16 protein-coding genes, 1 rRNA gene and 1 other annotated feature are annotated in these 21295 nt (G+C 40.1%); of the genes, 16 read left to right on the forward strand and 1 reads right to left on the reverse strand.

Annotated elements, in window-relative coordinates; genetic code table 11:
• A 5S ribosomal RNA gene (gene rrf / locus CR194_RS19880) occupies window positions 1-87 on the forward strand; the annotation flags it as partial.
• Window positions 88-438: 351 nt separating this feature from the next.
• On the forward strand, window positions 439-1629 hold the full coding sequence (megL, locus tag CR194_RS19885) for a methionine gamma-lyase (protein WP_110612367.1): 1191 nt from the start codon (window positions 439-441) through the stop codon (window positions 1627-1629).
• A gap of 166 nt (window positions 1630-1795) precedes the next feature.
• Here the strand turns inward: megL and CR194_RS19890 are convergent, their stop codons facing one another.
• Entirely contained in the window at window positions 1796-2731 is a 936-nt protein-coding gene (locus CR194_RS19890) for a YaaC family protein (protein ID WP_110612369.1), read from the reverse strand.
• 142 nt (window positions 2732-2873) lie between these two features.
• Here CR194_RS19890 and guaB point away from each other — a divergent pair, with 142 nt between their 5' ends.
• The 14 genes from guaB to opp4B all read left to right on the forward strand — a co-directional run bounded on the left by guaB (window position 2874) and on the right by opp4B (window position 21295).
• Window positions 2874-4328, forward strand: coding sequence for an IMP dehydrogenase (gene guaB, locus CR194_RS19895; RefSeq protein ID WP_110612371.1), 1455 nt, complete (start codon window positions 2874-2876; stop codon window positions 4326-4328).
• Between the two features lie 191 nt (window positions 4329-4519).
• Window positions 4520-5923 (forward strand): D-alanyl-D-alanine carboxypeptidase family protein, encoded by a 1404-nt coding sequence (locus tag CR194_RS19900; protein WP_110612373.1) that lies wholly within the window; start codon window positions 4520-4522, stop codon window positions 5921-5923.
• Between the two features lie 157 nt (window positions 5924-6080).
• Complete coding sequence (gene pdxS, locus CR194_RS19905; protein WP_110612375.1) at window positions 6081-6968, forward strand: pyridoxal 5'-phosphate synthase lyase subunit PdxS; 888 nt, start codon at window positions 6081-6083, stop codon at window positions 6966-6968.
• Window positions 6969-7004: 36 nt separating this feature from the next.
• Window positions 7005-7589: a pyridoxal 5'-phosphate synthase glutaminase subunit PdxT gene (gene pdxT / locus CR194_RS19910; RefSeq protein WP_110612377.1), complete on the forward strand. Its 585-nt coding sequence runs from the start codon at window positions 7005-7007 to the stop codon at window positions 7587-7589.
• A gap of 44 nt (window positions 7590-7633) precedes the next feature.
• Window positions 7634-7861: a binding site (T-box leader), on the forward strand.
• Between the two features lie 71 nt (window positions 7862-7932).
• Window positions 7933-9207 carry a serine--tRNA ligase gene (gene serS, locus CR194_RS19915; RefSeq protein ID WP_110612379.1) on the forward strand — a complete coding sequence of 425 codons (1275 nt, stop codon included), beginning with the start codon at window positions 7933-7935 and terminating at the stop codon, window positions 9205-9207.
• 495 nt (window positions 9208-9702) lie between these two features.
• Entirely contained in the window at window positions 9703-10683 is a 981-nt protein-coding gene (locus tag CR194_RS19920; protein ID WP_110612381.1) for an ABC transporter ATP-binding protein, read from the forward strand.
• The gene (locus tag CR194_RS19925; protein ID WP_110612383.1) at window positions 10673-11686 is read left to right on the forward strand and encodes an ABC transporter ATP-binding protein; all 1014 of its coding nucleotides are present in this window, start codon (window positions 10673-10675) and stop codon (window positions 11684-11686) included. Before CR194_RS19920 ends, CR194_RS19925 begins: the two co-directional genes overlap by 11 nt.
• 249 nt (window positions 11687-11935) lie before the next feature.
• Window positions 11936-13822 carry a peptide-binding protein gene (locus tag CR194_RS19930; RefSeq protein ID WP_233254443.1) on the forward strand — a complete coding sequence of 629 codons (1887 nt, stop codon included), beginning with the start codon at window positions 11936-11938 and terminating at the stop codon, window positions 13820-13822.
• A gap of 120 nt (window positions 13823-13942) precedes the next feature.
• Window positions 13943-14908, forward strand: a complete 966-nt coding sequence (locus CR194_RS19935; RefSeq protein ID WP_110612385.1) for an ABC transporter permease — start codon at window positions 13943-13945, stop codon at window positions 14906-14908.
• Between the two features lie 98 nt (window positions 14909-15006).
• Entirely contained in the window at window positions 15007-15831 is an 825-nt protein-coding gene (gene opp4C / locus CR194_RS19940; protein ID WP_110612414.1) for an oligopeptide ABC transporter permease, read from the forward strand.
• A gap of 591 nt (window positions 15832-16422) precedes the next feature.
• Complete coding sequence (locus CR194_RS19945; protein WP_110612387.1) at window positions 16423-17433, forward strand: ABC transporter ATP-binding protein; 1011 nt, start codon at window positions 16423-16425, stop codon at window positions 17431-17433.
• A complete protein-coding gene (locus CR194_RS19950) occupies window positions 17433-18419 on the forward strand; it encodes an ABC transporter ATP-binding protein (protein WP_110612389.1) in 987 nt (328 codons plus the stop codon). The genes CR194_RS19945 and CR194_RS19950 overlap by 1 nt, the downstream gene beginning before the upstream one ends.
• A 46-nt stretch (window positions 18420-18465) precedes the next feature.
• On the forward strand, window positions 18466-20271 hold the full coding sequence (gene opp4A / locus CR194_RS19955; RefSeq protein ID WP_110612391.1) for an oligopeptide ABC transporter substrate-binding protein: 1806 nt from the start codon (window positions 18466-18468) through the stop codon (window positions 20269-20271).
• Window positions 20272-20329: 58 nt separating this feature from the next.
• Window positions 20330-21295, forward strand: a complete 966-nt coding sequence (gene opp4B / locus CR194_RS19960; RefSeq protein ID WP_110612393.1) for an oligopeptide ABC transporter permease — start codon at window positions 20330-20332, stop codon at window positions 21293-21295.

The following is a 21295-nucleotide window of genomic DNA, read 5'->3' on the forward strand; positions in this document are numbered from 1 at the left end:
GTTCCCATGCCGAACACGGAAGTTAAGCTCTCCAGCGCCGATGATAGTTGGGGGATCTCCCCCTGTGAAAGTAGGACGTCGCTGGGCAATCAAAAGAGGTATTCTCATTCGAGAGTATCTCTTTTTTTGTGTTTTAGGCCATGGTGAAAAGAATTATCACATGTAAAGGAAAAGAAAGAGAGGGGTCAGCAATAAATCGTTAATGTAGAAACAGACTAACCAAAAGCCTTTAATAAAAGAGACCGTATTTTGTAATTAATTATCTAAGATCTTAGCTTTAAATATAGAGTTCTCCTGTACCGGTGTATGATTGTTTTCATTAAAGGGCTGAATGAGGAAGGGGGTGTAAAATATAACCATAATCTCTTCGACACATTTGTGACCAAGGTATATAATATAAATGAAAGGTTCAAATGAAAAAGGGGAGTGTTATGTAATATGGGGAAGAAAGAATTAGAAACACGCTTAATTCATAGTTATTTTGATCGAAAGCAGCATTACGGAAGTTTGGCTCATCCGCTATATCAAACGTCTACATTTGTATTTGATGATGCACAACAAGGAGAAGCTCGTTTTTCTGGTAATGAAAGCGGTTACATTTATTCTAGATTAGGAAATCCAACTGTGTCCGAACTAGAGAAGAAAATGGCGGACTTAGAGGAAGGAGAAGAAGCAATCGCTTTTGCATCCGGAATGGCTGCTGTTTCAGGCGTTCTTATTCATTTATTAAAAGCGGGAGATCATATCCTTATTTCTGAGGGGGTCTATGGCTGCACGTTTGGTTTTCTTGAAATGGTTAAAGAAAAATTTAATATCGACTTTGATTTAATGGAAATGAATAGTGAAAATATGATAAGAACGATGATTCGTCCGGAAACGAAAGTATTATACGTTGAGACTCCAATAAATCCGACGATGAAATTGGTAGATTTAGAGATGGTAATTAAAATTGCTAAAGAAGAGGGGATTAGGGTAGTCGTAGATAACACGTTCTGTTCCCCATACTTACAACAACCATTGACCCTTGGAGCGGACTACGTGATCCACAGTGCAACGAAATACATTAGTGGTCACGGTGATGTTATCGCTGGCATTGCTGTAGGACCTGCTGAGGAAATGGAGACAATCCGAATGACAACACAAAAAGATATAGGTGGGGTATTGGGTCCATTTGATGCATGGCTACTCTTAAGGGGATTGAAGACACTAGCTTTAAGGATGGATCGTCATTGTTACAATGCCCGTTATGTTTTTGATCTATTAAAAGATAACCCTAATGTAAAAAACATTTTTTATCCAGGTGACCCAAATTTCTCTCAACACGAGTTAGCAAAAAGACAAATGAAGGACTTTGGTGGATTAATTAGTTTCGAATTGCAAGGTGGTAAAGAAGCAGCTCAAAGATTTATGAACGAGTTGAAAGTCATTCAAGTGGCAGTTAGTTTAGGAGACGCAGAATCATTAATTCAGCACCCAGCGACCATGACACATTCAGTCGTTCCAGAAGTCGAACGGAAGAAAATGGGGATCACAAACTCTCTTGTAAGATTATCTGTTGGTTTAGAGAGTCCAAAGGATGTTTGGAATGATATGAAACAGGCATTCGACAAGACTTACGCAAAAGTATAGAAAGAATAAAAAGCAGGATAGACATAAAACCTTGGGGATTAATTGACCCAAGGTTTTATTTCATTAGCTAGCTTCAATCGTGTTGCACCTATGCCTATAGTGTATTTGCCTGTAATGTGGAGCTGGTTCATTACAATTATATAGCGACATTCTTTAAGAGACAGTCTTATAAAAATAGCCTATTTAACAGCCAAGGACATTTTGTCTGAGAGACGTCTAAATACTCTGTGATAATGGGCAGATCGTCTGCTGAGAAAGAATGAATCAACTCTCCCCACCACTCTGCTTCATAACGGCAAATCATGCTAAGTGAATAAAGAAGGGCGTAATGAACAAGAAGTTCAGGCAAATTGATTATATAACTACGGTTCTTTGGTGCAAAAAGTTCAAAGTCGACGGATGTGCGGAATGAGAGGGAATCATTCACTGGTCGGGGAAGAAAAGTCAACTGAACCTCATTACATGTTTCCTCCCATGTCAATTCACCTTTTGCATCATGAGATAAATGTCTCACCCAGCTTGATAAAGGACCGTCCCACTGGCTTAAGTCCTTTTTAGTTACTGAAAATTTTCCATTATCCATTCGTTTTAAATGGATGAGGCCTTCATCTTTTAACAGGACTCTCATTATAGTCTGCATTTCAGGTAGACCAAATAAAAGTTGACGCATTGTTCTTTTATCACCGGCTAGTTGTTTCACATGAAACAATTTTTCTGACAAATAGGGAAAGAGTCCGTTCTTTTGTAGACGAATTTCATCTGAAAGAAATTGATAGCCTTGTTTTTTCCTCTTGCGGGTAGATAATCCATGAGCTAGAACATGGGTAGTTGCTGGATAATCCGGGTCTACGGTTAAAAGAGCGGCTTTTAGCCAGTGACTAAGTCCGTAAAATAGTAGAACTGGTTTAATTGGTACAGGTGATTTCATTCCTTGTTGAAAATAATGATGTCCGATTTGGATATAATATACAAACGTATAACTATTATGATAGGCTTTTTCTGAAGAGTTGTTTATAGATTGTAGTTCATACTTTTTCATTAAATAGGATCGAGTATAGGAAGCGGATTGAAATATGGACGTAAATGATGGTACTTGGTTCATAGAGAACTCCCTTTCTTTATGAATGAACTTAGACGGTAAATAAACTGAATAGTTAAACTATGCTCCTTACCTTGACAGTAGTTTATCCTATTGTTAATCTACTAATAATATTTTCATGAAAATGCGAAAGGGGAATGGATACATGTGGGAAAATAAGTTCCAAAAAGAAGGCTTAACGTTTGATGATGTTTTGTTGACGCCGGCGAAGTCTGATGTATTGCCAAGGGATGTTTCTGTAAAAACGAAACTGTCTGACACGTTAGAATTAAACATTCCGATTATCAGTGCTGGAATGGACACGGTGACAGAGGCAAGTATGGCGATTGCAATGGCTCGTGCAGGTGGCTTGGGGATCGTTCATAAGAACATGTCCATTGAAGAACAAGCAGAACATATTGACCGTGTGAAACGTTCTGAGAGTGGTGTTATTACAAACCCCTTCCATTTAACCGAAGACCACCAAGTGTATGACGCGGAACATTTAATGGGTAAATACCGCATTTCAGGTGTGCCGATTGCTGATGAGAACGAAAAACTTGTTGGGATTATTACAAATCGAGACCTTCGTTTTATTGAAGATTATTCCATACCGATTAAAGACGTGATGACAAGCGAAGGATTAGTTACTGCTCCCGTTGGTACAAAGCTTAGTGAAGCACAAAAGATTTTACAAAAGCATCGTATTGAAAAACTTCCATTAGTAGATGATGAAGGAAAGCTAAAAGGACTTATTACAATTAAAGATATTGAGAAAGCCATTGAGTTTCCTCATTCGGCGAAAGACACTCAAGGTCGTCTTCTTGTAGGAGCAGCTGTAGGCGTTGGTGGAGATGCCGATGCACGAATCAAAGCATTAGTGGACTCAGAAGTTGATGTACTTGTTATCGATACTGCACACGGCCATTCGCGCGGCGTCATTGAGAAAGTTCGTGAAGTTCGCCAACAGTATCCTGACTTAAATATCGTTGCCGGGAATGTAGCCACAGCAGCAGCAACAAGAGATTTAATCGAGGCAGGGGCCAATATTATTAAAGTGGGCATAGGGCCTGGTTCGATCTGCACGACCCGAGTCGTTGCAGGAATTGGCGTGCCACAAATTACCGCAGTATACGATTGTGCAACAGAAGCTCGGAAACATGGCGTAGCTATAATTGCTGACGGGGGAATAAAATACTCCGGAGAAATTACAAAAGCTCTTGCAGCAGGTGGACATGCAGTGATGCTTGGAAGTATCCTTGCTGGTGTAACAGAAAGTCCAGGAGAAAGAGAAATTTTCCAAGGTCGTCAATTTAAAGTTTACCGAGGGATGGGCTCTTTAAGTGCCATGGAAAAGGGAAGTAAGGATCGATATTTCCAAGAAAACGAACAAAAGTTAGTACCTGAGGGCATCGAGGGACGAATTCCTTATAAAGGTCCGTTAACCGATACAGTTCACCAGCTTGTAGGTGGATTAAGAGCAGGAATGGGCTATTGTGGAACAAAGTCTATTCAAGATTTACAGGATGACGGAGAGTTTATCAGAATTACCAATGCTGGCCTTATAGAAAGCCACCCACATGATGTACAGATTACGAAAGAATCACCAAATTATTCGTAATACCTTTGGTCTAGTAAAATAAAGAAGATGCTACTATAGATAGGGGACTCCCCTATCTATTTTTTTCGATTGTATTATGGTAAAATGACGTTTGGTCATTAATGTGATCACACATTCATCAGGTAGAAAAGAAATCACAGAAATGGTGTTTATATAGATAAAGAGAGAAGAGAAGTGGAGAGGTGGATGTTATGAAAAACGTAAGACTTTGGATGTTGATTTTAATGTTCTCGTTTGCAAGTGTATTTACATATACAGGGACAGTGGATGCATCTTACGAACCAGGAGTAGAAACAGTCATCTTAGTTGATGCTGAAAGTGGAAAGATTTTGTTTGAACAGAATGCAGAAGTAGCACTCCCACCAGCCAGTATGACGAAAATGATGAGCGAATACTTAATTTTAGAAGCGGTTAATAATGGAGATATTGCATGGGACGATGTAGTACCTGTCAGTGATTTTCTAGCAGAATTATCACATAACCGTGCCCTTTCGAATGTGCCGATGCGTGTAGATGATGAGTACACGGTACAGGAGTTGTATGAATCTGTAGCTATTTATTCTGCAAATGCTGCCACGATGGCCTTAACAGAACTGATTGCTGGTTCTGAAGGGGACTTTGTTGAACTAATGAACGAACGAGGGCATGATTTAGGAATGGGATCAACTCTTCGTCAAGCAGGACAAGAATACGGGTTAGACGATTTAGAAGAGATTTCCGAAGAAGGATTGGGTGACTTTCAATTTGTTAATTCCACTGGATTACCAAACCATTTATTAAATGGCACTCATCCGGAAGGAACGGGAGAAACGGAAGATAACTATATGTCAGCCAAAGCGTCGGCAACTTTAGCCTATCACTTAGTTAATGACTATCCTGAAGTATTGGACACAGCCAGTATTCCCGAAAAAATCTTCAGAGAAGGAACCGATGATGCGGTGAACATGCAAAATTGGAACTGGATGATTGAAGGTACAATGCTGCCAGATTTAGATAATGAAGATGTTGATGGGTTAAAAACTGGACATACGAATGCAGCAGGCTTCACATTTACAGGAACAGCAGAGCGAGACGGCCAAAGGTTCGTTAGTGTCGTCATGGGCGCAGAGTCAGAAGTGGACCGCTTTAATGAGACGGAAGCATTAATGGAGTGGGGATTCGACAATTTTTCTGAACAAGAACTATTCCCTGAAGAGATGACCTTGGATGGTTATGAAACTCTTCCTGTAAAAAAAGGTCAGGAAGAAGAAGTGAGTATTGCTTCAACTGATTCTGTTTCCATGCTAATTCATGAAGATGATGAAGAAGCATATTCTTACACAGTTGAATTAGATGAAGACCAGCTTAGTGAAAATGGCGAACTAGAAGCTCCTGTTGAAGCTGGCCAAGTGGTAGGTCAAATGGTGATTGACTATCAAGGTGAGCATGAAGAAACCTTTTTACCTGGAGAAGGTGGGGAAACGATGTCTGTCGATATTGTCACCACAGGAGATGTAGAACGTGCAGGATGGTTTTCATTGATGATGCAAGGGGTCGGTGACTTTTTCTCCGGTCTTTGGACGAGCGTAGCGGATACAGTTCGCGGCTGGTTTTAAGCTGAGAATTCAACATTTTTCACTTTTTTCTGATTTTATGAGTAAATTCCTATCAAACGAATCGGTTTTTTCGTTATAATAGATGTTATGAATGCTTTGGTATGAAAACCATCTTTATCTACCAAAATAAAGCGTAATTAAATAAAGGGGGATCATCATGGAAAAACACGTAGGAACGGATCGCGTAAAACGAGGAATGGCAGAAATGCAAAAAGGCGGCGTCATCATGGATGTGGTGAACGCAGAACAAGCAAAGATTGCAGAGGAAGCAGGAGCAGTTGCAGTTATGGCATTGGAGCGTGTGCCTTCTGATATTCGTGCAGCAGGCGGAGTAGCTCGCATGGCAGATCCTTCGATAGTTGAAGAAGTTCAAGAAGCAGTGTCTATCCCAGTTATGGCGAAAGCACGTATTGGTCATATCGTTGAGGCTCGCATCCTAGAAGCCCTTGGCGTAGACTATATCGACGAGAGTGAAGTACTGACACCAGCTGACGAGGTTTATCACTTAAACAAGCGCGATTATACTGTACCATTCGTATGTGGGGCTCGTGATCTTGGAGAAGCGACTCGCCGTATTGGTGAAGGTGCATCCATGCTTCGTACAAAAGGTGAACCAGGTACAGGAAACATCGTAGAAGCCGTTCGTCACCAACGACTCATGCAAGCTCAAGTAAATAAAGTGATTGGCATGTCTGAGGACGAACTAATGACAGAAGCGAAAAACTTAGGAGCACCTTACGAAATTTTGCTTGATATTAAGCGAAACGGTCGTTTGCCAGTAGTAAACTTTGCTGCAGGTGGGATTGCTACACCAGCCGATGCTGCGTTAATGATGCAGTTAGGTTCAGACGGTGTGTTCGTAGGTTCGGGTATTTTCAAATCTGAAAATCCTGCTAAATTCGCGAAAGCGATCGTAGAAGCAACGACTCACTATCAAGACTACGCCCTCATTGCAAAGCTGTCGAAAAACTTAGGTCCAGCAATGAAGGGGATTGAAATTTCTTCTATTGAGCAAAAGGACCGCATGCAGGAGCGCGGCTGGTAAATCGAAGAAGAAGTTTTTTTGAAAGAGGTGACCATCATGATTAACATAGGTATTCTGGCGCTGCAAGGCGCAGTGAGAGAGCATGCTAAGGCGCTTCAAGCGCCTGATGTCAATGTGATCGTCGTGAAGAAAGTGGAGCAATTAGATGAAATTGACGGTCTCGTTTTTCCTGGCGGGGAAAGCACGACGATGCGCCGGTTAATTAATCTTTATGGCTTTTACGAGCCATTAAAGGATTTTGCTAAAAAAGACAAGCCGATTTTTGGAACATGTGCTGGAGCGATCCTTATGGCAAATGAAATTGTGGGACAAATGGAACCTCATTTGTCTGTCATGGATATGACGGTGGAACGAAATGCGTTCGGACGGCAAAGAGAGAGTTTTGAGGCTATTTTGCAAATGGATCAAATTGGAAATAATATAGAAGCGGTGTTTATCCGTGCTCCAATTATCAAGAAGGTTGGACCGAATGTAACCGTGATAGCTACCTATGATGGCGACATAGTTGCAACCCAGCAAGGTCCATTTTTGGCATGCTCGTTTCATCCTGAATTAACTGATGATCACCGAATGCATCAATATTTCGTAAAAATGGTTCGTGAACCGGCAATCCATGCTTGATTTTATTCTCAAACTTCGGTTATGATAAGATTACAAATTTCATCATCTGTGCGGAGACAGGAAATAGTAACGAAGAGTGTTTTCTTAAGAGAGCCGGTGGCTGCTGTGAACCGGTGGAAACATCTCGTGAATCCATCCTCGAGCAAACCAGCTGAACAAGACTACATTAAGCTGATTCGGATTCTCAACCGTTACTGAGAATAAGGTGAAAATGAGTGAAATACGTACTCATTTTAACCAGGGTGGCAACGCGGGTAACTCTCGTCCCTGAATAACAATTCAGGGACGGGAGTTTTTTTAATTCTATTTTTATTTTTCCCACAATGATAAGGAGGTCTTCAACGTGTTAGATGTAAAATTATTAAGAAGTCAGTTCGATGAAGTAAAAGAGAAGTTATCTCAAAGAAATGAAGACATTACAGCTCTTGATCAGTTTGGAGAGTTAGATGAAAAGCGAAGAGAAACGATTCAAGCAGTCGAGGAATTAAAAAGTCGCAGAAATAAAGTTTCCCAGGAAATATCCCAGATGAAGCGTGACAAAAAGGATGCGACGGACGTTATTGAAGAAATGCAGAAAGTGGCTGCTGACATTAAGAAACTGGATGAACAGCTCCGTGAAGTGGATGAGCAATTGAATCATCTATTATTAACAATTCCGAATATTCCTCATGATAGTGCTCCTATTGGTTCTGATGAGGAAGATAATGAAGAAGTGCGTAAGTGGGGAGAAGTTCGAAGCTTTCCTTTTGAAAATAAACCTCATTGGGAGCTCGCAACGGACTTAGATATCCTTGATTTTGAACGGGCTTCTAAAGTGACAGGAAGCCGATTTGTCTTTTACAAAGGGTTGGGAGCTCGTTTAGAAAGAGCCTTAATTAATTTCATGATGGATTTGCACCAAGATGAGCACGAATATACTGAAATTCTACCGCCTTATATGGTCAACAGAGACAGTATGACGGGGACAGGTCAACTTCCTAAATTCGAAGAAGATGCTTTTAAAATTAGAGAAGAGGATTACTTTCTTATTCCAACGGCAGAAGTCCCAGTTACGAACTTGCATCGTGATGAAATCATGTCCATGGACGACTTACCGAAAACATACACAGCTTACAGCGCATGCTTCCGCTCTGAAGCAGGTTCTGCAGGGCGGGATACGAGAGGTTTAATCCGGCAACATCAGTTCAATAAAGTAGAGCTTGTAAGATTTGTTAAGCCAGAAGAGTCTTATCAACAGCTTGAGTTGTTAACAGGACATGCTGAGAAAATTCTTCAACTTCTCCAATTGCCGTACCGCGTTCTGAATATGTGTACAGGAGACCTAGGCTTTACCGCTGCGAAGAAATACGATATAGAAGTATGGATTCCTAGTAACGAAACGTACCGTGAAATTTCTTCCTGCAGTAACTTTGAATCCTTCCAAGCACGAAGAGCTAATATCCGCTTTAAGAGAGATACAAAAGCGAAAGCGGAATACGTTCATACTTTGAATGGCTCAGGATTAGCTATTGGCCGTACGGTGGCAGCTATTCTTGAGAACTACCAGCAAGAGGATGGATCTATTGAAATTCCTGAGGTGTTGCGTCCGTATATGGGTGGAAAAGAAACAATAAAATAATACAATCACGAAATGAGAACTCTCTTTTTACCGGATGCTCCGGTAGAAAGGGAGTTTTTTATGGTCTTCAAGAAGTGATTTGAGAAACTTCAATAAAGTGCTTAGTAATGGATGTCATAAGATCGTCTAGAATTTTCTTTTAATCGACAATTTGTTTTGGGGTGTAGACTACTCTCTATAAATTCTGTGTAAGCCGACAGCATGTATCAAAAACGAACTTATAAATTGACAAGCATATTTATTTTTATTCAATATTATTCAAAAAACCGTATAAAAGTACTAAAAATACTATCTTTATATATCTAAAATGATCGAACGAATCTTTTTTAAAAAGCCTATACAACCTATTTTTTATGTGGTAAATTATTTTTTGAATAGAATTTATTAAAATATCAGAAAAATATATACATAATTACAAAACAAATAATTGAATAATTATTCATAGTCAACCTATTGAAAGAAGCGAGTTAATTGAGAGAGCTTAGGAGGTGGATAATGAAGATAAATAAAGAATTACTGAAGGTAAAAGGATTAAAAACACATTTCTTTATGGATGGCAAAATAGCAAAAGCTGTAGATGGAGTGGATTTCACTTTAAATAAAGGGGAAACATTAGCTATCGTTGGTGAATCAGGGAGTGGAAAGAGTATCACATCCTTGTCAATTATGAGACTCATTCCAAGCCCACCAGGTAAAATTCTAGACAATTCATCCATCAAGCTAGAAAATCGCGAACTGTTGACTTTATCAGAAAAAGATATGAGGAAAGTTCGTGGGAACGAAATAGGGATGATTTTTCAGGAACCGATGACATCGTTAAACCCTGTGTTCACCATCGGAAACCAAATTGCTGAGACGTTAATAAAACATAAAAAAATGAAAAAAAAGCAAGCAAACCAACGTGCCGTTGAATTACTAAAGGTGGTTGGATTTGCTAGAGCGGAAGAGATCGTTCATGAATATCCTCACCAATTGTCTGGAGGTATGAGACAACGAGCCATGATTGCTATCGCCATGTCATGCGATCCTAAGTTATTAATTGCCGATGAACCTACTACGGCTCTTGATGTAACGATTCAATCGCAAATTTTAGACTTGATGATAGAAATGAAAGAAAAATTTGATTCATCCATCCTACTCATTACTCATGATTTAGGTGTTGTGGCAGAAGTGGCAGACCGTGTACTTGTTATGTATGGAGGGCAAATTGTTGAAGAAGCCCAAGTGAGAGACCTTTTTACAAAGCCGATGCATCCTTATACGAGAGGCTTATTAGATAGTATTCCTAATTTAGATACGGATGTTAAAAGGTTGAAATCAATCAGAGGAACTGTTCCGCCAGCTCACCGATTCCCAGAAGGGTGCCGTTTCGCTCCTCGATGTGACCATGTGATGGATCAATGCACAGCGGCAAATCCAGAACTTCTACAAAGGGAGGAAAGTCATAAAGTGAGGTGTTACCTTTATGAATCCTAATCTAGAGGATCAGACAAATTCACCGGAAGTTTTGTTAGAAATAAATAAATTAAAGAAATATTTTCCTGTAAAAGGTGGGGTTCTTCAACGGACAATCGGTCACGTTAAAGCGGTTGATGAAGTTACTTTTTCTGTATATAAGGGGGAGACGCTTGGAATTGTGGGAGAATCAGGTTCTGGGAAGTCAACTCTTGGGCGAACGATTCTAAGATTGCTTGATCCCACAGATGGTCAAATTGTATTTAAAGACTCGGATATTTCAACTATTGGCAATCGGAAAATGAGGCGATTCCGTAAAGAAATGCAAATGATTTTCCAAGACCCGTTTGCCTCGTTAAATCCTAGGATGAGCGTAGGTGAGATCATTGAAGAGCCAATGATTATTCAACGAAATCTATCAAAAAAAGAGAGAAAAGAGAAAGTAGTTGATTTATTGGAAAAGGTAGGGATGAGTGAAGATACAAGGCAGAAGTATCCTCATGAATTTTCTGGAGGACAGAGGCAACGCATTGGGATTGCCAGAGCATTAACTATGAATCCAGAGTTAATTATTGCTGATGAACCTGTATCTGCGCTAGACGTATCAGTACAATCCCAAGTACTTAATTTAATGGCTGATCTTCAAGATGAATTTCAACTTACTTACTTATTTATCGCTCACGATTTAAGCGTGGTCAAACATTTCAGTGACCGCGTTGGAGTGATGTATTTAGGAAAGATGGCAGAACTAGGACCAAAAAGTGTACTCTATCAAAATCCTTTACATCCTTACACGAGGGCCCTTTTATCTTCTGTGCCAGTGCCGGATATGGATAGAAAAAGAGACAAAATTACTTTATACGGAGAATTGCCAAGTCCATCCAATCCACCAACAGGTTGTCCGTTTCATACGAGGTGCTCTGAGGTTCACAAACGTTGTAAAGAAGAAGTGCCACAATTCATCGAACAGGAAAAAGGTCACTATGTGGCTTGCCACTTATATACGAGAGAGGATCATTTTTAGTAATTTAGATTTAGCCCTGTTAACGTTAACCCTATATATAGGAAGAAACTAATTCAAAGCGGTAAAGCGTTGATGAGATAAATGGTTATTTTCTTAATTTGAATAGTTAGAAGAGAAAGGAGTAGAAGGAACAAAACGAATACGACGAAAAAAGTTTAATTGTTTCAAGGGGGTGAGATCGGGAGGGTGTTTGAATAGGGATGTGTGAGGAATTATCTTAATTTTCTAATTATACGAGGGGGAAAAAAGATGAAGATAACAAAAAGTTGGTTTTTAATAGCTTTGGCAATCATGTTTGTATTTACACTGACAGCGTGTGGTGGGAATAATGAGGATGCTAGTGCTGACAATTCCGAAGAGGTAACTAATGAAGGGACCAATGAGAATTCGGACAATGAGGGAGAAAACGACGAGGTTGAGGTTGAGGAAAATACTGATAGTGACGAAACTAACGAAAATAATGAAGAGAATGCTGATAACGAAGGAAACGACGGTGAAGCTCAAGCAGGGGGAATGATTACAGCTGGAATGTATTCAGCACCAGGTCATCAGTTCAATCCTATTTTTTATACAGACGCATATGATGCAAATATTCTCGATTTTACTCACGAAGCCCTTGTGAGGCAAAATGAAAGTCTTGAATATGTTCCTCACTTAGCAAAAGAATGGGAGATCGATGATGATTATACTTCAATCACATATTATTTAAACGAAGGAGTTAAATGGCATGATGGGGAAGAATTCACCGCTAACGATGTCTACTTTACCTTTGCTAGCATAGCGGATCCTGATTACATTGCAGCTGGAGGAGTTCGAACAGAATACGTGAATAAATTAGTTGGTTACGAAGATTACGTAGCTGGTGAAGCGGATGAATTAGTTGGAATTGAAGTGGAAGATGATTACACGGTAACTTTCCATTTTGAAGAAGCTAATATTACGGCTTTATATAACACCAGCTTCCCAATCATACCTGCCCATGTATTTGATGAAGTAGCGGTAGCCGATATTCCAGATCACGACGCCTCTAGTCGTGGAGGAGAAGTGATAGGTACGGGCCCTTACCAACTAACAGAATATATTGAAGGAGAGCAATACGTATTAACGGCTCACACTGATTATTGGGGAGGAAGCCCTTATTTAGAGGGGATCACTTGGAGAGTAATTGAACAATCCATTATGCCAGGTTTATTAGAGAATGGTGATTTGGATATGGTAGCCGAGCCTAATGGTGTTCCTGCTGCGGACTATGAGCGAGTCGATGGATTAGAGCAAGTTAACACATTTGTAACGCAAGATTTCGGCTATCAATATATGGGGATTAAACATCATCATCGAACGACTGAAGATGTGGAGAGTGGTGCAATTAACCCGGATAACTGGGTGGAAAATCCAAAACTCCAAGATGAACGTGTTCGACAGGCAATCGTCTATGCACTAAATCGGGAAGCAATGGTCGATGGTCTTATGCATGGGATGGGAACTGTATTAAATGCGCCATTCCCAGAAGCTTCATGGGCATATAATGCAGATGTTGTGGAGCAATATAACTTTGATCCGGATAAGGCGAACGAGCTGCTTGATGAGGCAGGTTATGAAGATGTGACAGGGGATGGTTACAGAGAGGATCCAGATGGAAATGAGTGGACGTTAAATCTCGATTATCCGACGGGGAATGAAATACGTGAGCGAACAGCTCCAATAATCGTTGATGAATTAGGTAACGTAGGTATTCGAGTTGAGATGCGTAATCCACGGGAGGCCAGAGCTCACTTCGACCTAGTAGAAATGGATAATACAGACTGGGATCTTTACTTGGCAGGATGGAGCCTTGCCACTGGTGACCCGGATCCGTTCGCTATTTGGGAGACAAATCAAGCTTATAATTATTTAAGATGGAATGACGAAACCAATGATGAATTGATCGGGAAAGCGGTTCAGGCACCGGAAGCCTTTGATCAGGATTACCGGACTGAGGTGTATTATGAGTGGGCACAGTATGTCTCAGAACAAGTTCCGCAAGTATTCTTATATACGTCTGATAATATTTACGCATACAATGCGTCATTAAAAAATGTGAAAGAACTTCCTACTGGGATTTATCAAGATTCTCACTTATGGTATTTAGAACAATAACCATATCAAGCAGAGGAAAAAGTGCACACTCATGACCGGGTGTGCACATCTTTTAAAAAGCTGTGTGGCTCCAGCCGCCTTATGTTTTTAATGCTGGGACAAAGGGGGAGAAAGTTATTTATGCAAAAATATATCATTCGTAGAATCCTGCAATTTATCCCTATGCTGTTCTTGATTACGGTGGTTGTTTTTGGGCTAGCTAAAGCAGCGCCTGGTGACGTATTGACTGGAGAGATGTTAGATCCAAATATCCCGCCTGAAGTCTATGAAATTCGCAGGGAAGCTTTAGGGTTGAATGATCCTATTTATGTACAATACTGGACTTGGCTTGCTTCGGTATCTAAAGCCGACTTCGGCATGTCCATGCAATACTCTGGCAGGACTGTAATAGAACTTATTCAGGCGAGAATTATGAATACGCTGTATCTTTCATTGTTTGCTTTAGCGATTACTTTGGCTATTTCTATTCCTATTGGTATATATTCTGCTACAAAGAAATATTCTTTATTCGATTATGGAGCTACGACCTTTGCATTTTTAGGACTAGCTACGCCTAATTTTTTTGCTGGTTTGTTAGCCATTTATGTTTTCGCCTTTTGGTTAGGGTGGTTCCCGGCTCAAGGAACGACTACGGCTATTGGGCTAAGTGGTTTTGAACTATTTTTGGATAAGCTACGCCATCTGGTCTTACCTGGATTCACATTAGGTTTAGCAAGTACAGCTGCCTATATGCGATATATGAGAACGGAGATTTTAGAAGTCAAAGGTAGTGACTTCATTAGAACTGCCCGTGCGAAAGGGTTGAGCAATCAATCGGTTTTATATAAACATACGTTAAGAAACTCATTAATTCCCATTATCACATTGTTAGGGCTTGAATTTGGTACTCTCTTAAGTGGTGCGATTATAACAGAGAGAGTCTTTAATTATCCTGGACTAGGAACACTTTTCATCAATTCAATTACGAACAGAGACTACCCGGTCATTATGGCGATTAATCTTATCTTGGCCATAACGATTCTTATAGGAAATTTATTGGCAGATATATTCTACGCTGTGGTAGATCCGAGGATAAGATATGACTGAGGTGATGAAAATTGCAAATAAATACTAATCATCAAATAGATCCAATTTCGGCCGCTCAACAAAAAACAGAGAAAAGCTTAAGTCCAACTCAGTTAGCTATGAGAAGGTTCATAAAAAATAAATTAGCGATATCTGGTGTAATCATTTTAGGATTTATAGTTTTTATCGCGGTCTTTGCTGATGTACTAGCCACTCATGAACCGACAGCATATGACATGTATAATATTGAATCTAAAGTCTCTTCAGAAAATTGGTTAGGCACAGACAGTTCTGGACGAGATAATTTTTCCCGATTGGTCCACGGATCGAGGATATCGTTAACGATTGGTTTTTTTGCGATGTTATTTACGGTTGTGATTGGAGTGATTTTAGGATCCCTATCAGGATATTACGGTGGAAAGATAGACAGTTTGATAATGAGAATAACCGATCTCATGTTAATCCTACCTTTTTTACTTCTAGTACTGACGATTATCGCCATTTTAGAGAAAATAAGTATCTTGATTTTCATTACTATTATCGCCCTTACTACTTGGCCGAATTTAACTAGGATCATTCGTGCTACGTTCTTGTCGCTTAGAGAGAAGGAGTTTATATTAGGAGCTAAGTCTGTCGGAGCTTCTGATATAAGAATTATTTTCAAGCATTTTCTCCCCAACGCGGTAGGTCCGATCATCGTTAACGCCACGTTGATGATGGCAACTATGATTATAATCGAATCAGCTCTTAGTTTTATTGGCTTCGGAATACCTCAACCAACTCCTACGTGGGGGAACATGATAACAGAAGCTACGAACCTTCGAATGCTTGAAAACAATTGGGAAGCATGGTTACCACCCGGCTTAGCGATCCTTTTCACTGTGTTATCTATAAACTTTATCGGCGACGGGTTAAGAGATGCCTTCGATCCGAAAAGCAACTAAATATGCTAATAGAGTCAGAGAAACTCACTCTGGCTTTTTTGTTTGATTAAAAGAAACGAAGGACGGCATGAAAGTAGTGAGAAAAAAGTCACATTTTTGGCATTAATGAGATAAATTGTGAGGAAATCTCTTGAAAAAGTATACAACTTTGAAATAAAAAGTGTATAATACTCTTTGGAGTAGGTTAATAAGGATGAACTTTACACAATTGCAATTATCAGATGATTCAATCATTTGGTTGGAGTTTGAATGATCATTCATTCGGTCTCTTTAGAGAATGATTCACTTCTAACCCTCTATATAATTTTATACTAAGATAATGTATATACAAATTTTTGAAAAAGCTTTCTAGTAATCTACATAATAAACGAAAAAAATTAAGTAGTGAAAATAGAATGAATAAAACTACGATTGTAAAGGAAATGTCTTTCCTTTTAGTTATCTCACAATTAAAATAATTTCAAAGTGTTAAATGATTGTTAGAGAATTGAAATCAAAATTAAACATTGACATAGATTATACGCTATAATAATATTTTAATTAATACTATTGTTTACTATTTTCAGAAAATATTGAAGGGTTTGATAACCTATGAGCAATCAAGAAGCGCTTCTAGAGATTAAAAATCTGCATACAGGATTTAACATAGGTGGAAAAACTTATCACGCAGTCAAGGATGTCTCCTTTGATGTGAAACCAAAAGAAGTGGTGTGTGTGGTAGGGGAATCTGGGTGCGGAAAAAGTGTCATGTCTTTATCGATTATGAACCTGTTGCCGAAGCACAACGGAAAAATTGATAAAGGTGAAATTCTTTACAAAGGTAGAGATCTTGCCCCGTTGAATGATAATGAAATGAATAAAATCCGCGGAAAAGATATTAGTATGATTTTCCAGGAACCGATGACAGCGTTAAACCCAGTTTTAACTATCGGTTACCAAATGGATGAAGTACTAATAAACCATACAAAAGTAAAGAAAGAGGAAATTCGTAAAAAGAGTATTTCTTTACTCAAGCAAGTAGGTATATCCAGAGGTGAACAAATTGTTCACGAGTATCCCCATCAACTTTCAGGGGGAATGCGACAACGTGTGATGATTGCCATGGCAATCGCCTGTCAGCCGCAGCTCTTGATTGCGGACGAGCCTACAACGGCACTAGATGTGACGGTGCAAGCACAAATTTTGGAATTGATTACAAAGATTCAAGATGAAGTAGGTATGGCTGTACTCCTCATTACACATGACCTTGGTGTAGTAGCTGAAATGGCCGACCGTGTAGTAGTTATGTATGCAGGCCAAGTGGTGGAAGAAACTGATGTTGACCGGATATTTTACGATCCGCAACATCCTTATACCAAAGCTTTACTTACTTCTATCCCTCGTATGGATGAAGAAAGAGAAGTGCTAAATACGATAAGTGGGATTGTTCCCTCCTTAACCAAAATGCCCGAAGTTGGCTGCCGTTTCGTGGACCGCTGTCCTGAAGCGATGCCTGAATGTCGCCAAATCGATCCTCAATTGGGACAGACAGAAAAAGGACATTCGGTTCGTTGTCTCCTTTATGATGCGAGCCACCCGGATAAGAAAACGGAGGTAAGGTGATGACACAACAAAAAGACCGATCAGAACACCTGCTCCAAGTGGAGGAGTTAAAAAAATACTACCCTGTGCGAGGTGGATTCTTTCGCAAGAAGATAGGCGATGTAAAAGCAGTCGATAATATTTCGCTCGAACTAAAGAAGGGTGAAACCTTCGGATTAGTAGGGGAATCTGGTTGTGGTAAGTCTACAGCAGGCCGAACGATCACTCGCTTGTTCAAACCGACAGAAGGTAAAATTTTCTTCGAAGGAAAAGATATTACGAACTTAAGAGGTTCTGAGCTTCGAAGTTTACGGCAAGATATTCAGATGGTCTTCCAAGATCCATATGCTTCACTTAATCCAAAGATGATGGTAGGAAGCATTGTGTCGGAGCCTCTAGTAAACTACGGTAAAGGTAGCGAATCTAGCTTGAAAGACGAAGTGATGGAACTATTAAAACGAGTAGGTCTTCCAGAAGATGCTTACTTTAAATATCCTCATGAATTCTCCGGTGGTCAACGTCAGAGAATTGGTATCGCTCGAGCTTTGGCTTTAAAGCCAAAATTAATAGTCGCTGACGAACCAGTATCAGCTCTAGATGTGTCCGTGCAGTCTCAAGTATTGAACTTGTTAAAAGAATTGCAAGCGGAATTTGATTTGACGTTATTGTTTATCGCTCACGACTTAAGTGTCGTAAAACATATGAGTGATCGTATCGGTGTGATGTATTTAGGGAATCTAGTCGAAGTTGCAGATGCAGATGAAATATACAAGAATCCTAAACACCCTTACACGCAAGCATTGATTTCTGCCATCCCACAGCCAGATCCAAGAAACAAAAGTGAGCGAATTATTTTGTCGGGCGATGTTCCGAGTCCACAAAATCCTCCAGTGGGATGCCCGTTCCATCCTCGTTGCCCAGAGGCTATGCCGGAGTGTAGCGAGAAGAAACCTCAATTAAAGGAGGTGAACAAGGAACACAGAGTTTCGTGCTTGCTTTACGATTGATTGCTTTAAAACATACTTACACATTGAATAAGGGGGAATTACAAGGATGAAGAAATCTCTATTACTATCTGTGCTTCTTACCACTTCTATCGTGGTTGCTGCCTGTGGTGGAAACGACGGGAACGACAACAATACTAACGATGTTGATCCAGGAAATGACAACACAGAAAACGTAAACAATGATACAGACGGAAATGATATGAACGATGGGAACAACGACAACGATAACAACAATAATAATGACGACATGGCTGAAGGCGATGCACCACAAGGTGGAGAAGTTATCTACGGATTTACTCAACCATTTGCAGGGTTGTTTGATTGGGCTCACTATGCGGGTCAAGATGATAGCTTAGCGCTTAAAATATTTAATGGTGACGCTCTTGTAAAAACAGGTGATGATCTTCGTCCTGAACCTCATCTAGCTCATGACTGGGAATGGTCTGACGACAACAAGACAGTAACATTCCACCTTGAAGAAGGCGTTATGTGGCATAACGGTGAAGAACTTACAGCAGAAGACTTTGAATACGCTTGGGAAGTTATTGCTCATGCAGACTACACTGGCCCTCGTGTAGCGAACGTTAATATTATTGAAGGTTTCGATGAGTTTAACAGTGGCGATGCTGACTCGTTATCAGGTGTTGAAATCGAAGACGACTATACGTTCAGCGTTACATTTAAAGAAGCTACACCAAACTCTATCGACTCCCTTTGGACGTACCCGATGCCTAAAGCTCATTTAGAAGGTATTGAAGTGGCAGACCTTGAAGATGCAGACGAAATTCGTCGCGAGCCAGTAGGTCTTGGTGCTTATCAAGTAACGAACATCATTTCAGGTGAACAAGTAGAGTTTGAAGCATATGAAGATTACTGGAGAGGTGCTCCAAACTTAGATACTGTAGTTTACAAAGTTATTGATGGCTCTCAAGCTGCAGAGTTACTTGCCCAAGGAGAGGTAGATATTATCGATCTTCCACCAGGTCAAGCAGTAACGCTTGAAGGAGACGACCGTATCAACTTAGAAGAAATTGAAGCTCTTTCTTACAGCTACATCGGATTTAAACTTGGACATTGGGACGGCGAAGAAAATGTAATGGATAACGAGAAATTCCATAGTAAAGAACTTCGTCATGCATTTGCTCATGCTATTGACCGTCAAGGGATCATTGATTCATTCAGTGAAGGTTATGGTCAAGTAATTAACGCACCTGAATCTGTGATCAGCTGGGCTTATCCTGATGAGTCTACATTAAATCAATATGAATATGATCCAGACCTTGCAATGGAACTACTAGCTGAAGCTGGTTATGAAGACCAGTCTGGAGACGGATTTGTAGATACTCCAGACGGAGAAGAGTTCACAGTGAACTTCATGGCAATGTCTGGTACAGATATTTCTGAGCCACGTGCACAGTATATTGTTCAAAACTTGCAAGACATTGGTGTGAACGCACAATTACAAGACGGACAATTATTTGAATTCAACCTTTTCTATGATTTAGTAGAAGAAGACGATGCTGATATTGACTTGTTCATGGGTGCTTGGGGCTTATCGGCTGACCCAGATCCAACCGGTCTTTGGAAATCAGATGACTTCTGGAATTTCCCACGTTGGGTAAATGAAGAGTCTGATGAGTTGATTGAAAGAGGTTTATCTGAAGAAGCATTTGATGATGATTACCGCCGTGAAGTATACCAAGAATGGCACCAACTTGTAAATGATGAGTTGCCATTAATTCCACTGAATTCTCCAGTTGACATTTACGGTATTGCTAGTGATGTTGGCGGAGTAACAGTTGATATTCGTGATGCGATCACTGATCCTCACTTATGGTACCGAGAGCAATAACAACAATAATGGATCAAGGAAAGAATGCATGAATTCGTGCTAGCAAGGAGAAATGATCATGTTACTTTACACATTGAGAAGAATACTCATCATGATTCCTATCATGGTCATGATCTCTATTGTGGTATTTGCCCTGGCATTAGCTATGCCAGGGGATGCCCTTTCCGGTCAAATCAATCCAGCCGATTCTGATCCGGAATACATTGAAGAAATGAGAGAACAATTAGGGCTAAATGACCCTATACATGTTCAGTACGGCCGATGGATGGCCGGCGTTGTTCAATGGGATTTCGGGCGTTCTTTTGTTCATAGAATGGACGTAACAGAAGTAATAGGAGAACGGTTGCCGAATACGATTTTACTATCGGTGTTCTCTCTAATCATTACGTACATATTGGCGTTTACGATGGGAAGATTTGCCGGTAGGCATCCTTATACCCCAGGGGATTATGCAATTCAAGGAATTAACTATTTAATGCTCGCGATACCTAGTTTCGTGGCAGCAATTTTTGCGATTTTCTTTTTCGCTTTCCAGCTAGGTTGGTTTCCAGCGACAGGAAGCGTTGGTTCAGGTGTGACTCCTGGAACAATGGAATATTGGATTAGTAAATTACACCATACGGCTCTGCCAGCCTTGGTGCTTGGTGGTTTAACGACCGCTAGTTATACTCAGTTCTTACGTAATGATATTATTGAAAGCTCTCAAAAGGACTATGTCCGGACAGCAAGAGCGAAAGGAACTCCCGAAGGCGAAATTTATAACAAACATATTTTACGTAACTCGATTATTCCAATCGTCACATTGTTTGGTTTTGATATTGCCAGTATCATCGGGGGAGCAGTTATCATTGAAACGGTGTTCTCATACCGTGGAATTGGTGAACTACTCATTTCCTCTATTAACAGTCGTGATTCATCTGTCGTCGTTGCTGTCACCTTAATGCTATCTGTCGCAACACTCGTTGGGAACTTGGTTGCTGACCTCGTATACGGTGTTGTAGATCCACGGATTAGGGTAGAATAG

This window comes from Salipaludibacillus keqinensis, from assembly GCF_003226325.1.
Classification (GTDB): Bacteria; Bacillota; Bacilli; order Bacillales; family Salisediminibacteriaceae; genus Salipaludibacillus; species Salipaludibacillus keqinensis.